The organism is Dryocola clanedunensis subsp. sulfonylureivorans (assembly GCF_016756775.1).
GTDB classification, from domain to species: domain Bacteria; phylum Pseudomonadota; class Gammaproteobacteria; order Enterobacterales; family Enterobacteriaceae; genus Dryocola; species Dryocola clanedunensis.
In genome coordinates this window covers 148,878-162,773 of the sequence record NZ_JAERMU010000006.1, presented here as the reverse complement: position 1 = coordinate 162,773, position 13,896 = coordinate 148,878, and the positions used below count along the sequence as shown (strand labels likewise).

Here is a 13,896-nt window from a genome sequence, read left to right as displayed (position 1 = left end):
AGTCAGGAATGGAATTCGCTTTTTATATATGCGCCTTAGTGGCGATCCTGACCACCCTGCGGGTGATCACGCACAGTAATCCGGTGCATGCGCTGCTGTATCTGATTATCTCTCTGCTCTCTATCGCCGGGGTGTTCTTCTCACTCGGCGCGTATTTTGCCGGTGCGCTGGAGATTATCGTTTACGCCGGGGCCATCATGGTGCTGTTCGTCTTCGTGGTCATGATGCTTAACCTGGGTAACTCCGTGGTGCAGCAGGAGCGTGAGTGGCTGAAGCCGCAGCTGTGGATTGGGCCGGGCGTCCTGTCCGCCATCCTGCTGGCCGTGCTGGTTTACGCGATTCTGGGTCTTAACGACCAGGGTATCGACGGCACGGCAATTGACGCGAAGCAGGTCGGCATCGCGCTGTTCGGGCCATACGTTCTGGCCGTTGAGCTGGCATCCATGCTGCTGCTGGCGGGTCTGATTGTCGCCTTCCACCTGGGTCGTGAAGACCGCACAGGTGAAGTGCTGAGCAACCGTCCAGAAATGGCTACAAAAAGAAAAACGGAGGAGAACGTATGATCCCGTTGCAACATGGACTCATCCTCGCTGCCATTTTGTTTGTGCTGGGTCTGACGGGTCTGGTTATCCGTCGCAACCTGCTTTTCATGCTGATTAGCCTGGAAATCATGATTAACGCCGCGGCGCTCGCATTTGTGGTTGCCGGTAGTTATTGGGGCCAGGCCGACGGTCAGGTGATGTATATCCTGGCGATTAGCTTAGCGGCCGCCGAAGCCAGTATTGGCCTCGCGCTGTTACTGCAGCTCCATCGTCGTCGCCAGAATCTGAATATCGATTCAGTAAGTGAGATGCGTGGATGAACCTTCTCTGGTTAACCATTCTTTTGCCATTTATTGGCTTTGTTCTGTTGGCATTTTCCCGTGGCCGCTGGTCTGAAAACCTGTCTGCCACCGTCGGGATTGGCTCTATCGGCCTGGCCGCGCTGGTTACCGCCATTGCGGGCGTTGATTTCTTCAACAACGGCCGTCAGGCGTTCGTGCAGCCGCTGTGGACCTGGATGTCGGTGGGTGATTTCAACATCGGCTTCAACCTGGTGCTGGACGGCCTGTCGCTGACCATGCTCTCCGTGGTGACCGGCGTTGGCTTCCTGATCCACATGTTCGCCTCCTGGTATATGCGTGGGGAAGAGGGCTACTCCCGCTTCTTCGCCTACACCAACCTGTTTATCGCAAGCATGGTTGTGCTGGTGCTGGGCGATAACCTGCTGCTGATGTATCTCGGTTGGGAAGGCGTGGGCCTGTGCTCGTATCTGCTGATCGGGTTCTACTACACCGATCCGAAGAACGGTGCGGCGGCTATGAAAGCGTTCGTGGTTACCCGTGTGGGTGACGTGTTCCTCGCTTTCGCGCTGTTCATCCTTTACAACGAGCTGGGCACGCTGAACTTCCGCGAAATGGTGGAGCTGGCGCCTGCGCACTTCGCCGCTGGCAATCAGATGCTCACCTGGGCAACCCTGATGCTGTTGGGCGGTGCGGTTGGTAAATCTGCACAGCTTCCGCTGCAAACCTGGCTTGCGGATGCGATGGCAGGTCCAACGCCTGTTTCTGCGCTGATCCACGCTGCCACCATGGTTACCGCTGGCGTCTACCTGATTGCCCGTACTCACGGCCTGTTCCTGATGACGCCTGAAGTGCTGCATCTGGTCGGTATCGTGGGCGCGATCACTCTGGTGATGGCGGGCTTTGCGGCCCTGGTGCAGACCGACATCAAACGCGTGCTTGCTTACTCGACCATGAGCCAGATTGGCTACATGTTCCTGGCGCTGGGCGTACAGGCGTGGGATGCGGCTATCTTCCACCTGATGACCCACGCGTTCTTCAAGGCGCTGCTGTTCCTGTCATCCGGTTCGGTGATTCTGGCCTGTCACCACGAGCAAAACATCTTCAAAATGGGTGGCCTGCGTAAGTCCATTCCGCTGGTGTATGTCTGCTTCCTGGTCGGTGGCGCGGCGCTGTCCGCTCTGCCGCTGATTACCGCAGGCTTCTTCAGTAAAGACGAAATCCTTGCCGGTGCGCTGGCAAACGGTCATATGAATCTGATGATTGCAGGTCTGGTCGGTGCGTTTATGACCTCCCTGTATACCTTCCGTATGATCTTCATCGTCTTCCACGGTAAAGAGCAGATCCACGCTCACGCGGGTAAAGGCATTACTCACCACCTGCCGCTGATTGTGCTGCTGGTGCTGTCCACCTTCGTTGGCGCAATGATTGTTCCACCGTTAGCGGGCGTGCTGCCGGCAACGGCTGAACTTGCGCACGCTAGCGTGCTGACGCTCGAGATAACCTCTGGCGTTGTCGCCATCGCGGGCATCCTGATTGCAGCATGGCTGTGGCTGGGCAAACGTACGCTGGTGACGGCTATCGCTAACAGCGCGCCGGGCCGCTTCTTCGGGACCTGGTGGTTCCATGCCTGGGGCTTCGACTGGCTGTACGACAAAGTCTTCGTTAAGCCATTCCTCGGCATTGCCTGGCTGCTGAAGCGAGATCCGCTGAACTCGCTGATGAACATTCCGGCAGTCCTTGCCCGCTTCGGGGGCCGCGGCCTGCTGGTGAGCGAGAACGGTTATCTGCGCTGGTATGTGGCTTCAATGAGCATTGGTGCGGTGGTGGTTCTGGGCCTGCTGTTGGTCTTGCGCTAATTCCTTTCGTTCCCCGCTCGGGTGCAATTGGTGGATGACGCTAACGCTTATCCACCCTACCCGGGAAGGGGAGGTGAGTGATGTTTTGGTTTATTTTGACTTAGGGACACAAATGCCATGCTATTACCCTGGCTAATATTAATCCCCTTTATCGGCGGCTTCCTCTGCTGGCAAACTGAGCGCTTCGGCGTAAAAGTGCCGCGCTGGATCGCGCTGGTGACCATGGGGCTGACGCTGGCTCTCTCGCTGCAACTGTGGTTAGCCGGCGGCTACACGCTGACGCAGGCCGCTGGCCTGCCGCAGTGGCAGTCTGAATTTGTTCTGCCGTGGATCCCCCGCTTCGGGATTGAAATCCACTTAGCGCTGGACGGCCTGTCGCTGCTGATGGTCGTGCTGACCGGTCTGCTCGGCGTGCTGGCAGTACTCTGTTCCTGGAACGAGATTGAAAAGTATCAGGGCTTCTTCCACCTCAACCTGATGTGGATCCTCGGTGGCGTTATCGGCGTGTTCCTTGCCATCGACATGTTCCTGTTCTTCTTCTTCTGGGAAATGATGCTGGTGCCGATGTACTTCCTGATCGCGCTGTGGGGCCACAAAGCCTCCGACGGGAAGACGCGTATTACCGCTGCGACCAAGTTCTTCATCTATACCCAGGCAAGCGGCCTGGTGATGCTGATTGCTATTCTTGGCCTGGTGTTCGTGCACTACAACGCAACCGGCGTCTGGACCTTCAACTATGAGCTGCTGCTGAAAACGCCGATGTCCCACGGTGTGCAGTGGCTGCTGATGCTCGGCTTCTTCATTGCGTTTGCGGTGAAAATGCCGGTGGTGCCGCTGCACGGCTGGCTGCCGGATGCTCACTCTCAGGCGCCAACGGCGGGTTCCGTTGACCTGGCGGGTATCTTGCTGAAAACCGCGGCTTACGGCCTGCTGCGCTTCTCGCTGCCGCTCTTCCCGGAGGCTTCCGCTGAGTTTGCCCCAATCGCTATGTGGCTGGGCGTCATCGGTATCTTCTACGGTGCGTGGATGGCCTTCGCGCAGACCGATATCAAACGTCTGATTGCTTATACCTCCGTTTCCCACATGGGCTTCGTACTGATTGCTATCTACACCGGCAACCAGCTCGCCTACCAGGGCGCGGTTATCCAGATGATTGCCCACGGCCTTTCCGCGGCGGGTATGTTCATCATCTGTGGTCAGCTCTACGAGCGTCTGCACACCCGTGACATGCGTCTGATGGGCGGCCTGTGGAACAAAATCAAATGGCTGCCGGGTCTGTCGATGTTCTTTGCTGTGGCAACCCTCGGGATGCCGGGCACCGGTAACTTCGTCGGTGAGTTCATGATCCTGTTCGGCAGCTTCCACACCGTGCCGGTGATCACTGTGATCTCCACCTTCGGTCTGGTGTTTGCTTCTGTGTACTCCCTGGCGATGCTGCATCGCGCCTACTTCGGTAAAGCGAAGAGCGAAATCAGCGATAAACAGCTGCCGGGCATGTCGCTGCGCGAGTTCTTTATCATCCTGTTGCTGGTGGTGCTGCTGGTCCTGCTGGGCTTCTATCCACAGCCAATTCTGGATACCTCGCACGCTGCGATGAGCAATGTTCAGCAGTGGTTTAGCAGTTCAATTTCAACTACAAGGCCGTAATTCGCCATGACTATAACTCCTCAACATTTGATCGCGCTGCTGCCGCTGTTGATCGTCGGATTGACGGTGGTGGTTGTGATGCTCTCCATAGCGTGGCGACGCGACCATTTTGTTAATGCAACACTGTCCGTTATCGGGCTTAACGCGGCACTCGTCTCCCTGTGGTTTGTAGGGCAGGCCGGTGCGATGGATGTCACCCCGCTGATGCGCGTTGACGGCTACGCCATGCTCTATACCGGGCTGGTGCTGCTGGCAAGCCTCGCAACCTGTACCTTCGCGTACCCTTGGTTGCAGGGCTATACCGACAACAAAGAAGAGTTCTATCTGCTGGTGCTGATTGCCGCCCTGGGCGGGATTCTGCTGGCGAACGCCAACCATCTGGCCGCGCTGTTCCTCGGCATTGAGCTGATTTCACTGCCGCTGTTCGGCCTGATTGGCTACGCTTTCCGACAGAAACGCTCGCTGGAGGCCAGCATCAAGTACATGATTCTGTCCGCTGCGGCCTCTTCTTTCCTGCTGTTCGGTATGGCGCTGGTGTACGCAGAGTCCGGCAGCCTGTCGTTTGTTAGCCTCGGCAAGAGCCTGGCGGACAACATGCTGCACGAGCCGCTGCTGCTGGCGGGTCTGGGCCTGATGATCGTTGGTCTGGGCTTCAAGCTGTCGCTGGTGCCGTTCCACCTGTGGACGCCAGACGTTTACCAGGGCGCGCCTGCTCCGGTTTCCACCTTCCTGGCTACCGCCAGCAAAATCGCCATCTTTGGCGTGGTGATGCGTCTGTTCCTCTATGCACCAATTGGTGACAGCGAGGCCGTTCGCGTGGTGCTGGGCATTATCGCCTTCGTCTCCATCCTCTTCGGTAACCTGATGGCCCTGAGCCAGACCAACATCAAGCGTCTGCTCGGCTACTCCTCCATCGCACACCTGGGTTATCTGATGGTAGCGCTGATTGCCATGCAAAACGGCAGCATGTCCATGGAATCCGTCGGCGTTTACCTGGCAGGTTACCTGTTCAGCAGCCTCGGCGCGTTCGGCGTGGTCAGCCTGATGTCCAGCCCGTACCGTGGCCCGGATGCAGATTCCCTGTACTCCTACCGTGGTCTGTTCTGGCACAAACCGGTTCTGTCAGCGGTCATGACCGTGATGATGCTGTCCCTGGCGGGCATCCCAATGACGCTGGGCTTCATCGGTAAGTTCTACATCATCGCAGTGGGCGTTCAGGCGCACCTGTGGTGGCTGACCGGCGCAGTAGTGCTGGGTAGCGCCATCGGCCTGTATTACTACCTGCGCGTCACCGTGAGCCTGTATCTGAGCGCGCCTCAGCAGCTCAACCGCGACACCCCGGGGAACTGGGCGTTTACCGCGGGCGGCGTAGTGGTGCTGATCTCTGCCGTGCTGGTGCTGCTGCTGGGCGTTTACCCGCAGCCGCTTATCGAGCTGGTACAGTTAGCGAAGCCATTGATGTAAGCTGAGCCCTGCTTTGAAAAACCGCCGCTTGTCGGCGGTTTTTTTATGGGGGAAGATAACTCTCCCGTCGAGAAAATAAGGAACATCAGCATGTTAATCTGGCAAGACCTGCATCACTCCGAACTCAGCGTCAGCGATCTCTACAGCGTGCTGGCCCTGCGTAACGCGGTATTTATCGTCGAACAAAACTGCCCGTATCAGGATATCGACGGTGACGATCTGGTCGGCGAAAATCGTCATCTGCTCGGCTGGCGCGACGGCAAGCTTGCGGCCTACGCCCGTATTTTGAAAAGCGGCAATGACCTTGAGCCGGTGGTGATTGGTCGGGTCATTATCGACCCGGCGGCGCGCGGTGAAAAGCTGGGCTATAAGCTGATGGAGCAGGCAATGGCTTCATGCGAGCAGCACTGGCCGCAGACCACGGTTTATCTGGGGGCGCAGGCACATTTGCAGTCCTTCTACGCCCACTTCGGTTTTAAGCCGGTGACGGAAGTTTACGACGAAGACGGCATTCCTCATGTCGGCATGGCGAATCGTTAAACGTCGCGGACAGGCAAGAAGCACGCTCTTTGTCTATAGTTAGCGAACGAGCAAATTTCCTTCCTTTTCCCGGAAATAACACGGAGAACAACAATGCAACCGTATGAATCTCGTCTTGATGATGATCTGACCCTGTTGAGTGAAACGCTTGAGGAAGTCCTGCGTTCTTCCGGTGACCCTGCTGACCAAAAATACGTTGAGCTTAAGGCGCGTGCTGAACAGGCATTAAACGATGTTAAAGACCGGGTCAGCAACGCCTCTGACAATTACTATTACCGCGCTAAAAAAGCCGTGTACCGCGCTGATGATTACGTCCACGACAAACCCTGGCAGGGCGTTGGCGTTGGTGCCGCAGTTGGCCTGGTATTAGGGCTACTGCTAGCCCGCCGCTAGAGCGGCACTGGCGCATGTTTTCAACGTGCGCCAGAAAAAAGAAATCTTACCTACTGGGTGGGATTTTTTTTTGCTGCCATGTCCACGTATAATCGAGGGTTTTCAGGGAAGGTGAGGTAAACGTGAATTCAGTAACCGTCGCGCTGCAACAACTCCAGCTTGCATTGACAGGCGAATTTGCGGATGCGCCAGGGCTTCACCGTCTGTGCGTGGACGTCACGCTGAGCGATGACTCCGATCCGCTGGCCTGGCTGGCCTGCCAGAAGCTGTACCCTCAGTTCTACTGGCAGCAACGCGAGGGCAGCGATGAAGTGGCGGCGCTGGGCTCCCTGCGGCAGTTTTCTTCCCTGGCCGAAGCCCAGACATTTCTCAAAACGTATGCAAAAATTCCTTCGCTGCGTATCTGGGGTCTGAATGCATTCGACCCGGCGCAGGGTTTCCTGTTTCTCTCGCGTCTTGAATGGCGGCGTCAGGGGGGGAAAGCCTGCCTGTGGCTGCACCTCTATAGTGAAACCTCGCTCAAAGAAGATGCGCGCGAAGCCGCTGCATTTATTGGCAACCTGCTACCGGCCAAACCTTTGCTTCCCCTGCATCTGCAATGCATGAGCGAGCAGCATCAGCCGGGGCAGAATGACTGGTATCGCCTGATTGGCAAAGCAACACAGGCCATTGGCAACGGCGAGCTGGAGAAGGTCGTGCTGGCCCGCGCCACCGACCTTCGTTTCTCCGCCCCGGTTTCTCCCGCGGCATTTATGGCCGCCAGCCGTCGGGTAAACTCCCGCTGCTTCCATTTCATGATGGTCTTTGATGCCGATAGCGCTTTCCTTGGCTCAAGCCCGGAGCGGCTGTGGCGGCGTATTGGCTCCGCGCTGCGCACTGAGGCGCTGGCCGGAACGGTGGCTAATCACGTAGACGATCACCACGCCTGGTCGCTGGGCCAGTGGCTGCTGAAAGATGATAAAAACCAGCGTGAAAACATGCTGGTGGTGGAAGATATCTGCGAACGTCTTAAAAATCAGTCGGGCATGCTGGACGTGCTGCCTCCGCAGGTGGTTCGCCTGCGCAAGGTACAGCATCTTCGCCGCTGTATCTGGACCGAGCTCGCGCAGCCGGATGACGCTGTCTGCCTTGAACAGCTGCAGCCAACCGCGGCGGTTGCCGGTTTACCGCGAGAATCCGCGAAGGCATTCATTAACGATTTTGAACCCTTCGATCGTGAATGGTACGCCGGTTCGGCTGGTTATCTCTCCTGCCAGCAAACCGAATTTTGCGTGGCGCTGCGTTCGGCAAAGGTCAGCAATATCACGGTGCGGCTCTATGCGGGGGCGGGGATCATCGCCGGCTCTGACCCGGAGCAAGAGTGGCAGGAGATTGAAAATAAAGCGGCCAGTTTACGGACCCTGCTGACCAGTACAGCTTTCTGAATGATTCATTACCGATTCATATCAAAATAACCATTCCAGCATTAATTATAATGAGTCAGCGAATTTGACTCAGGACCAGAAAATGTCGATAAGCTCGTTTAACCGCCGCTGGGCGCAGGTGATCCTCGAAGCGCTCACTCGTCACGGCGTGCGCCACGTCTGCATTGCCCCAGGCTCTCGTTCCACGCCGCTGACCTTAACCGCTGCGGAGAATCAGGCTTTTATTTGCCACACCCACTTTGATGAGCGTGGGCTGGGCCATCTTGCATTAGGTCTTGCGAAAGCGAGCGGCCAGCCCGTGGCCGTGATTGTGACCTCCGGCACGGCGGTGGCGAATCTCTATCCCGCCCTGATTGAAGCGGGGCTGACGGGTGAGAAACTCATTCTGCTGACGGCGGATCGCCCGCCGGAACTTATCGACTGCGGCGCCAACCAGGCGATTCGCCAGCCGGGCATGTTCGCCTCTCATCCCACGGTTAGCGTAAACCTGCCGCGTCCGACGCAGGATATTCCTGCCCGCTGGCTGGTTTCGAGTATTGATAGCGCGCTGGGCCAGCAGCAGAGCGGTGGCGTGCATATCAACTGCCCGTTTGCGGAACCCCTGTATGGCGCGCCGGATGAAACGGGTAGCGGCTGGCTGAATGAACTCGGCGACTGGTGGCAGGGGGATAAACCCTGGCTGCGGGAAGTCTACGGGCACGAAATAGCTAAACAGCGCGACTGGTTCTTCTGGCGTCAGAAGCGTGGCGTGGTGGTGGCCGGACGCATGAGCGCCGAAGAAGGCGTTCAGGTTGCCGTATGGGCAAAAATGCTCGGCTGGCCGCTGATTGGTGACGTGCTGTCACAAACCGGGCAGCCGCTGCCCTGTGCGGACCTGTGGCTCGGCAACAGTCAGGCAACGACGGAGTTAGCCCAGGCGCAAATCATCATCCAGTTCGGCAGCAGCCTCACGGGCAAGCGCGTACTGCAATGGCAGGCCACCTGCCAGCCGGAAGAGTACTGGATTGTCGACCCGCTGCCGGGGAGGCTTGATCCCGCTAACCATCGTGGCCGTCGTCTTTCAGCTAACATCGGCGAGTGGCTGGAACTTCACCCGGCTGAAAAACGATCTGCCTGGGCAGAAAAATTAGCGCCTTTGGCTCGTCTGGCGCGGGATACCGTAAAGCTGGGCACCGCCGAATTTGGCGAGGCCCAGGTCGCTGCCCGCCTGCCGGAACTCCTTCCCGAAGGGGGCCAGCTGTTCGTGGGCAACAGCCTGATTGTCCGCCTCGTTGACTCCTTTGCGCAGATGCCCGCGGGCTACCCGGTTTACAGCAACCGCGGCGCGAGCGGCATTGACGGTCTTCTTTCGACTTCTGCTGGCGTCCAGCGGGCGACAGCTCGCCCCACGCTTGCCATCGTCGGGGATTTGTCCGCACTCTACGACATGAACTCGCTGGCGTTATTGCGTCAGGTTTCCGCGCCCTTTGTGCTGCTGGTGGTGAACAACAACGGCGGCCAAATCTTTTCGCTGCTGCCTACGCCTGCCGCCGAGCGCGAGCGCTTCTACTGCATGCCGCAGGACGTCAACTTCTCTCACGCGGCGGCGATGTTCGGGCTGGCCTACCACAATCCTTCCTCCTGGAGCGATCTTGAGAGCGTGGTGACGCAGGCCTGGAAATCGCCACGGGCTACGGTAGTTGAAATAACCGTGCCGGAAACGGACGGCGCGCAGGCTCTGCAAACGCTGCTGGCGCAGGTCAGCCAGGCATGATTCTGCATGCGGCCCACATGCCAGGCCTGCGTGCGGATCTGCCCTGCGTGGTCTGGCTGCACGGCTTTCTGGGCAGCCAGCAGGAGTGGGTACCCTTTTACGATTCGTTTGCACAGTGGCCGCAGCTCGCCGTTGACCTGCCCGGCCACGGCGGCTCGGCAGAGATTTCGGCAGAAGGTTTTGCTGCGGTTGACGATTTGCTGCGTAAAACACTGGTTAGTTACAACATACTTAACTACTGGCTGGTGGGGTACTCGCTCGGTGGACGAGTGGCGATGTATCACGCCTGTCAGGCAGAAAATACCGGGCTGCGGGGGCTGATCGTCGAGGGCGGAAATCCTGGGCTTGCGGATCCTGAGGCTCGTAAAGCGAGGCTGGCGTCTGACCAGCTCTGGGCGCAGCGCTTCCGTGAACGGCCTGTTGCTGAGGTGCTTGAAGCCTGGTATCAGCAGCCGGTGTTCCGCTCGCTGACGGATGTACAGCGGGAGGCGCTGGTGGAGCTGCGCAGCCACAACAATCCCGCAACGCTTGCTATGATGCTCGAATCCACCTCCCTGGGCGTGCAGCCCAATCTTCAGGGCGCGCTCACGCAGCTGAACGTGCCGTTTCACTATATTTGTGGTGCGCGGGATGAAAAATTCCGCGCCGTTGCCGCAGGTCTGAGCCTGTCACCGCATCTTATTCCCGCAGCAGGGCACAACGCGCACAGGGAAAATCCTGCTGCGTTTCGCGCCTGCCTGCTCACTTTATTGCGTCAATATATTGAGGTCTCACCATGATTTATCCTGATGAAAAAGTACTTTACGCCCCGGTTGAATGGCAGGACTGCTCCGAAGGCTATACCGACATCCGCTATCACAAATCTGCGGACGGTATCGCAAAAATCACCATTAACCGCCCGGAAGTGCGCAATGCGTTCCGCCCGCTGACCGTCAAAGAGATGATAAGCGCCCTGGCGGATGCCCGCTACGATGACAACATCGGCGTGATTATCCTGACCGGCGAAGGCGAAAAAGCCTTCTGCGCGGGCGGCGATCAGAAAGTACGCGGCGACTACGGCGGCTACCAGGACGCCAGCGGCACCCATCACCTGAACGTGCTGGACTTCCAGCGCCAGATCCGCACCTGTCCAAAACCAGTTGTGGCCATGGTAGCCGGTTATTCCATCGGCGGCGGTCACGTACTGCACATGATGTGTGATCTGACAATCGCGGCTGAAAACGCCATCTTCGGCCAGACCGGCCCGAAAGTCGGCTCCTTCGACGGCGGCTGGGGGGCTTCTTACATGGCCCGCATCGTGGGCCAGAAAAAAGCGCGCGAAATCTGGTTCCTGTGCCGTCAGTACGACGCGAAAGAAGCGCTGGATATGGGCCTGGTTAACACCGTAGTGCCGAATGCCGATCTGGAAAAAGAGACCGTGCGCTGGTGCCGTGAGATGCTGGAAAACAGCCCGATGGCGCTGCGCTGCCTGAAAGCTGCGCTGAACGCTGACTGTGACGGTCAGGCTGGTCTTCAGGAGCTTGCAGGCAACGCCACCATGCTGTTCTACATGACCGAAGAAGGTCAGGAAGGGCGCAACGCGTTTAACCAGAAGCGTCAGCCGGACTTCAGCAAATTTAAACGGAATCCGTAATGCGAAGCGTGGGGCTGTGGCGCTTTCAGGTGCCGATGGATGCAGGCGTAGTGCTGCGCAATCAGCGCCTGAAAACGCGCGACGGCCTGCTGGTGCGTCTTTGTGACGGTGATAAAGAAGGCTGGGGGGAAATCTCCCCGCTGCCGGGCTTTAGCGCTGAAACCGTGGACGACGCGCAAGGTGTCGCGCTGGAGTGGCTAACGGCCTGGCAATCCGGCTGGGGCAGTGAGCTGCCCGAGCTGCTTTCCGTGGCGTTTGGCCTGAGCTGCGCGCTGGCGGAGCTCAACGGTGAGCTGCCAGCGGCGGCAGACTATCGCGCCGCGCCGCTTTGCACCGGCGACCCGGACGAGCTTTTTGCGATGCTGGAAGCTTTGCCCGGCGAGAAAGTGGCGAAGGTGAAAGTCGGCCTGTACGAAGCCGTGCGCGACGGCATGGTCGTCAACTTGCTGCTTGAAGCGGTGCCTGACTTAAGTCTGCGTCTGGACGCCAACCGTGGCTGGACGCCGCTTAAGGCGCAGCAGTTTGCAAAATACGTCAATCCTGAATTGCGTCCGCGCATCGCCTTTATTGAAGAACCGTGTAAAACCCGCGAGCAGTCACGCGAATTTGCGCGCGAAACGGGCATTGCGATTGCCTGGGACGAAAGCCTGCGCGAGGCGGATTTTGAATTTGCTGCCGAGCCTGGCCTGAAAGCCGTAATTATCAAACCCACGCTTACCGGCAGCCTGGCAAAAGTACGGGCGCAGGTGGAAGCGGCGCAGGCTCTGGGTTTAACGGCTGTGATCAGCTCATCCATTGAGTCCAGTCTTGGCCTGACGCAGCTGGCGCGCATTGCCGCCTGGCTTACGCCGCAGACCGTGCCCGGGCTTGATACGCTGTCGCTGATGCAGGCGCAGCTGGTGCGGGAATGGCCGGGCAGTCCGCTGCCGTGCTGGCAGTTGGACAAGCTTGAGCGCGTACTATGAATTTTGTTAGCTGGCCCTGGCAGCACTGGGCAACGCTTAGTGGTGAAGCTGCGGCGCTACGGCTGGCGGATGAAACGCTGGACTGGCAGACGCTCTGTCAGCGAGTCGATGCGCTGGCCGGTGGGTTCTGCCAGCAGGGCGTTCGGGAAGGAGACGGCGTTGCGCTGCGGGCAAAAAACAGCGCTGAAGCTGTACTCTGCTGGCTGGCGCTGCTGCAATGCGGTGCGCGGGTCTTGCCGCTCAATCCCCAGCTCCCGGACGCTTTACTCAGCCAACTGCTTCCCGGCCTGACCATCAGCCACGCGCTGGTGCTGGATGACGCGCAGCCCGTTCCGGGATTCACCACGCTTAAGGTAATGGCAGATAAACCCTGGCAGACTGACTGGCAGCCGCAGCGGCTGGCTTCCATGACGCTGACTTCCGGCTCCAGCGGTTTGCCAAAGGCCGCGGTTCATACTTTTGCCGCGCATCTTGCCAGCGCGCAGGGCGTGCTGTCGGTGATGAATTATGGCAAGGACGACAGCTGGCTGCTCTCGCTGCCGCTGTTTCACGTTTCCGGGCAGGGCATCCTCTGGCGCTGGCTGCTTGCCGGTGGCTGCATGGTTGTGAGGCCGCTTCACCCTCTCGCGGATGCGTTGCAGGGCTGCACGCACGCCTCGCTTGTGCCGACGCAGCTCTGGCGCCTGCTCGAACAATCTGAGCCTCTGGCACTGCGTGAGGTTCTGCTGGGTGGCGCGGCAATCCCCGTCGAATTAACCGAAGCAGCACAGGCGCGCGGCGTGGACTGCTGGTGTGGCTATGGCCTGACGGAGCTTGCTTCAACGGTGTGTGCCAAACGGGCTGACGGGCTGCCTGACGTCGGCGAGGCGCTGCCCGGTCGCGAAGTGAAGATCGTTGAAAACGAGGTCTGGATCCGCGCCAACAGCCTGGCCTGCGGCTACTGGCGTAACGGCAGGCTGGTGCCGATTGTCAATGACGAGGGCTGGTTCAGCACCCGCGATCGGGGCGCGCTAAGCGGCAAGCGTCTGACGATTATCGGGCGTCTGGATAATCTCTTTTTCAGCGGCGGAGAAGGTATCCAGCCGGAAGAAGTAGAGCGCGTTATCGCTGCACACCCGGCGGTAAAGCAGGTATTTGTCGTACCCGTTGACGATGCCGAGTTTGGTCAGCGGCCGGTTGCGGTGGTCGAAGCGGATGCGGAATTTGATCTGTCGCTTATGGCCGAGTGGGTGCAGGGAAGGCTGGCGCGTTTCCAGCAGCCTGTGCGCTGGTTGCGTCTGCCAGATTCGATAAAACAGGGCGGGATAAAAGTATCCCGCGCCCGGTTAATTGCATGGGGTAATGAGAAAAGTAGGGGGGATAAGCATTAGCGCCATC

General features: G+C 58.7%; 13 protein-coding genes. All 13 read left to right on the top strand.

Features of this window, described 5'->3' with window-relative positions; genetic code table 11:
* Positions 1 to 8: 8 nt before the first annotated feature.
* The 13 genes from nuoJ (at position 9) to menE (ending at position 13,889) form a co-directional block, all read left to right on the top strand.
* Positions 9 to 563 carry an NADH-quinone oxidoreductase subunit J gene (gene nuoJ / locus HYQ67_RS07905; protein WP_202303080.1) on the top strand — a complete coding sequence of 185 codons (555 nt, stop codon included), beginning with the start codon at positions 9 to 11 and terminating at the stop codon, positions 561 to 563.
* Positions 560 to 862 (top strand): NADH-quinone oxidoreductase subunit NuoK, encoded by a 303-nt coding sequence (nuoK, locus tag HYQ67_RS07900; protein WP_121268556.1) that lies wholly within the window; start codon positions 560 to 562, stop codon positions 860 to 862. Before nuoJ ends, nuoK begins: the two co-directional genes overlap by 4 nt.
* Entirely contained in the window at positions 859 to 2,700 is a 1,842-nt protein-coding gene (gene nuoL, locus HYQ67_RS07895; RefSeq protein ID WP_202303078.1) for an NADH-quinone oxidoreductase subunit L, read from the top strand. The genes nuoK and nuoL overlap by 4 nt, the downstream gene beginning before the upstream one ends.
* 117 nt (positions 2,701 to 2,817) lie before the next feature.
* Positions 2,818 to 4,347, top strand: coding sequence for an NADH-quinone oxidoreductase subunit M (nuoM, locus tag HYQ67_RS07890; RefSeq protein ID WP_202303076.1), 1,530 nt, complete (start codon positions 2,818 to 2,820; stop codon positions 4,345 to 4,347).
* A 6-nt stretch (positions 4,348 to 4,353) separates the two neighbouring features.
* Positions 4,354 to 5,811, top strand: a complete 1,458-nt coding sequence (nuoN, locus tag HYQ67_RS07885; protein ID WP_202303074.1) for an NADH-quinone oxidoreductase subunit NuoN — start codon at positions 4,354 to 4,356, stop codon at positions 5,809 to 5,811.
* A 90-nt stretch (positions 5,812 to 5,901) separates the two neighbouring features.
* Positions 5,902 to 6,351, top strand: coding sequence for a GNAT family N-acetyltransferase (locus HYQ67_RS07880; RefSeq protein WP_202303073.1), 450 nt, complete (start codon positions 5,902 to 5,904; stop codon positions 6,349 to 6,351).
* A 93-nt stretch (positions 6,352 to 6,444) separates the two neighbouring features.
* The gene (gene elaB / locus HYQ67_RS07875) at positions 6,445 to 6,744 is read left to right on the top strand and encodes a stress response protein ElaB (RefSeq protein ID WP_202303071.1); all 300 of its coding nucleotides are present in this window, start codon (positions 6,445 to 6,447) and stop codon (positions 6,742 to 6,744) included.
* Between the two features lie 122 nt (positions 6,745 to 6,866).
* Positions 6,867 to 8,168, top strand: coding sequence for an isochorismate synthase MenF (menF, locus tag HYQ67_RS07870; protein WP_202303069.1), 1,302 nt, complete (start codon positions 6,867 to 6,869; stop codon positions 8,166 to 8,168).
* An 82-nt stretch (positions 8,169 to 8,250) separates the two neighbouring features.
* Entirely contained in the window at positions 8,251 to 9,921 is a 1,671-nt protein-coding gene (menD, locus tag HYQ67_RS07865) for a 2-succinyl-5-enolpyruvyl-6-hydroxy-3-cyclohexene-1-carboxylic-acid synthase (RefSeq protein WP_202303067.1), read from the top strand.
* On the top strand, positions 9,918 to 10,700 hold the full coding sequence (menH, locus tag HYQ67_RS07860; protein ID WP_202303065.1) for a 2-succinyl-6-hydroxy-2,4-cyclohexadiene-1-carboxylate synthase: 783 nt from the start codon (positions 9,918 to 9,920) through the stop codon (positions 10,698 to 10,700). Before menD ends, menH begins: the two co-directional genes overlap by 4 nt.
* Entirely contained in the window at positions 10,697 to 11,554 is an 858-nt protein-coding gene (menB, locus tag HYQ67_RS07855; RefSeq protein ID WP_202303063.1) for a 1,4-dihydroxy-2-naphthoyl-CoA synthase, read from the top strand. The genes menH and menB overlap by 4 nt, the downstream gene beginning before the upstream one ends.
* Positions 11,554 to 12,519, top strand: a complete 966-nt coding sequence (gene menC / locus HYQ67_RS07850; protein WP_202303061.1) for an o-succinylbenzoate synthase — start codon at positions 11,554 to 11,556, stop codon at positions 12,517 to 12,519. Before menB ends, menC begins: the two co-directional genes overlap by 1 nt.
* On the top strand, positions 12,516 to 13,889 hold the full coding sequence (gene menE / locus HYQ67_RS07845) for an o-succinylbenzoate--CoA ligase (protein WP_202303059.1): 1,374 nt from the start codon (positions 12,516 to 12,518) through the stop codon (positions 13,887 to 13,889). The genes menC and menE overlap by 4 nt, the downstream gene beginning before the upstream one ends.
* The last annotated feature ends 7 nt before the right edge of the window (positions 13,890 to 13,896 follow it).

Excerpts from the sequence above, each read along its gene's own strand:
- nuoK (WP_121268556.1), top strand. The coding sequence starts at position 560 with ATGATCCCGTTGCAACATGGACTCATCCTCGCTGCCATTTTGTTTGTG.
- nuoJ (WP_202303080.1), top strand. The coding sequence starts at position 9 with ATGGAATTCGCTTTTTATATATGCGCCTTAGTGGCGATCCTGACCACC.
- menH (WP_202303065.1), top strand. The coding sequence starts at position 9,918 with ATGATTCTGCATGCGGCCCACATGCCAGGCCTGCGTGCGGATCTGCCC.
- menB (WP_202303063.1), top strand. The coding sequence starts at position 10,697 with ATGATTTATCCTGATGAAAAAGTACTTTACGCCCCGGTTGAATGGCAG.
- nuoM (WP_202303076.1), top strand. The coding sequence starts at position 2,818 with ATGCTATTACCCTGGCTAATATTAATCCCCTTTATCGGCGGCTTCCTC.
- nuoN (WP_202303074.1), top strand. The coding sequence starts at position 4,354 with ATGACTATAACTCCTCAACATTTGATCGCGCTGCTGCCGCTGTTGATC.
- menD (WP_202303067.1), top strand. The coding sequence starts at position 8,251 with ATGTCGATAAGCTCGTTTAACCGCCGCTGGGCGCAGGTGATCCTCGAA.
- menE (WP_202303059.1), top strand. The coding sequence starts at position 12,516 with ATGAATTTTGTTAGCTGGCCCTGGCAGCACTGGGCAACGCTTAGTGGT.
- menC (WP_202303061.1), top strand. The coding sequence starts at position 11,554 with ATGCGAAGCGTGGGGCTGTGGCGCTTTCAGGTGCCGATGGATGCAGGC.
- HYQ67_RS07880 (WP_202303073.1), top strand. The coding sequence starts at position 5,902 with ATGTTAATCTGGCAAGACCTGCATCACTCCGAACTCAGCGTCAGCGAT.
- elaB (WP_202303071.1), top strand. The coding sequence starts at position 6,445 with ATGCAACCGTATGAATCTCGTCTTGATGATGATCTGACCCTGTTGAGT.
- nuoL (WP_202303078.1), top strand. The coding sequence starts at position 859 with ATGAACCTTCTCTGGTTAACCATTCTTTTGCCATTTATTGGCTTTGTT.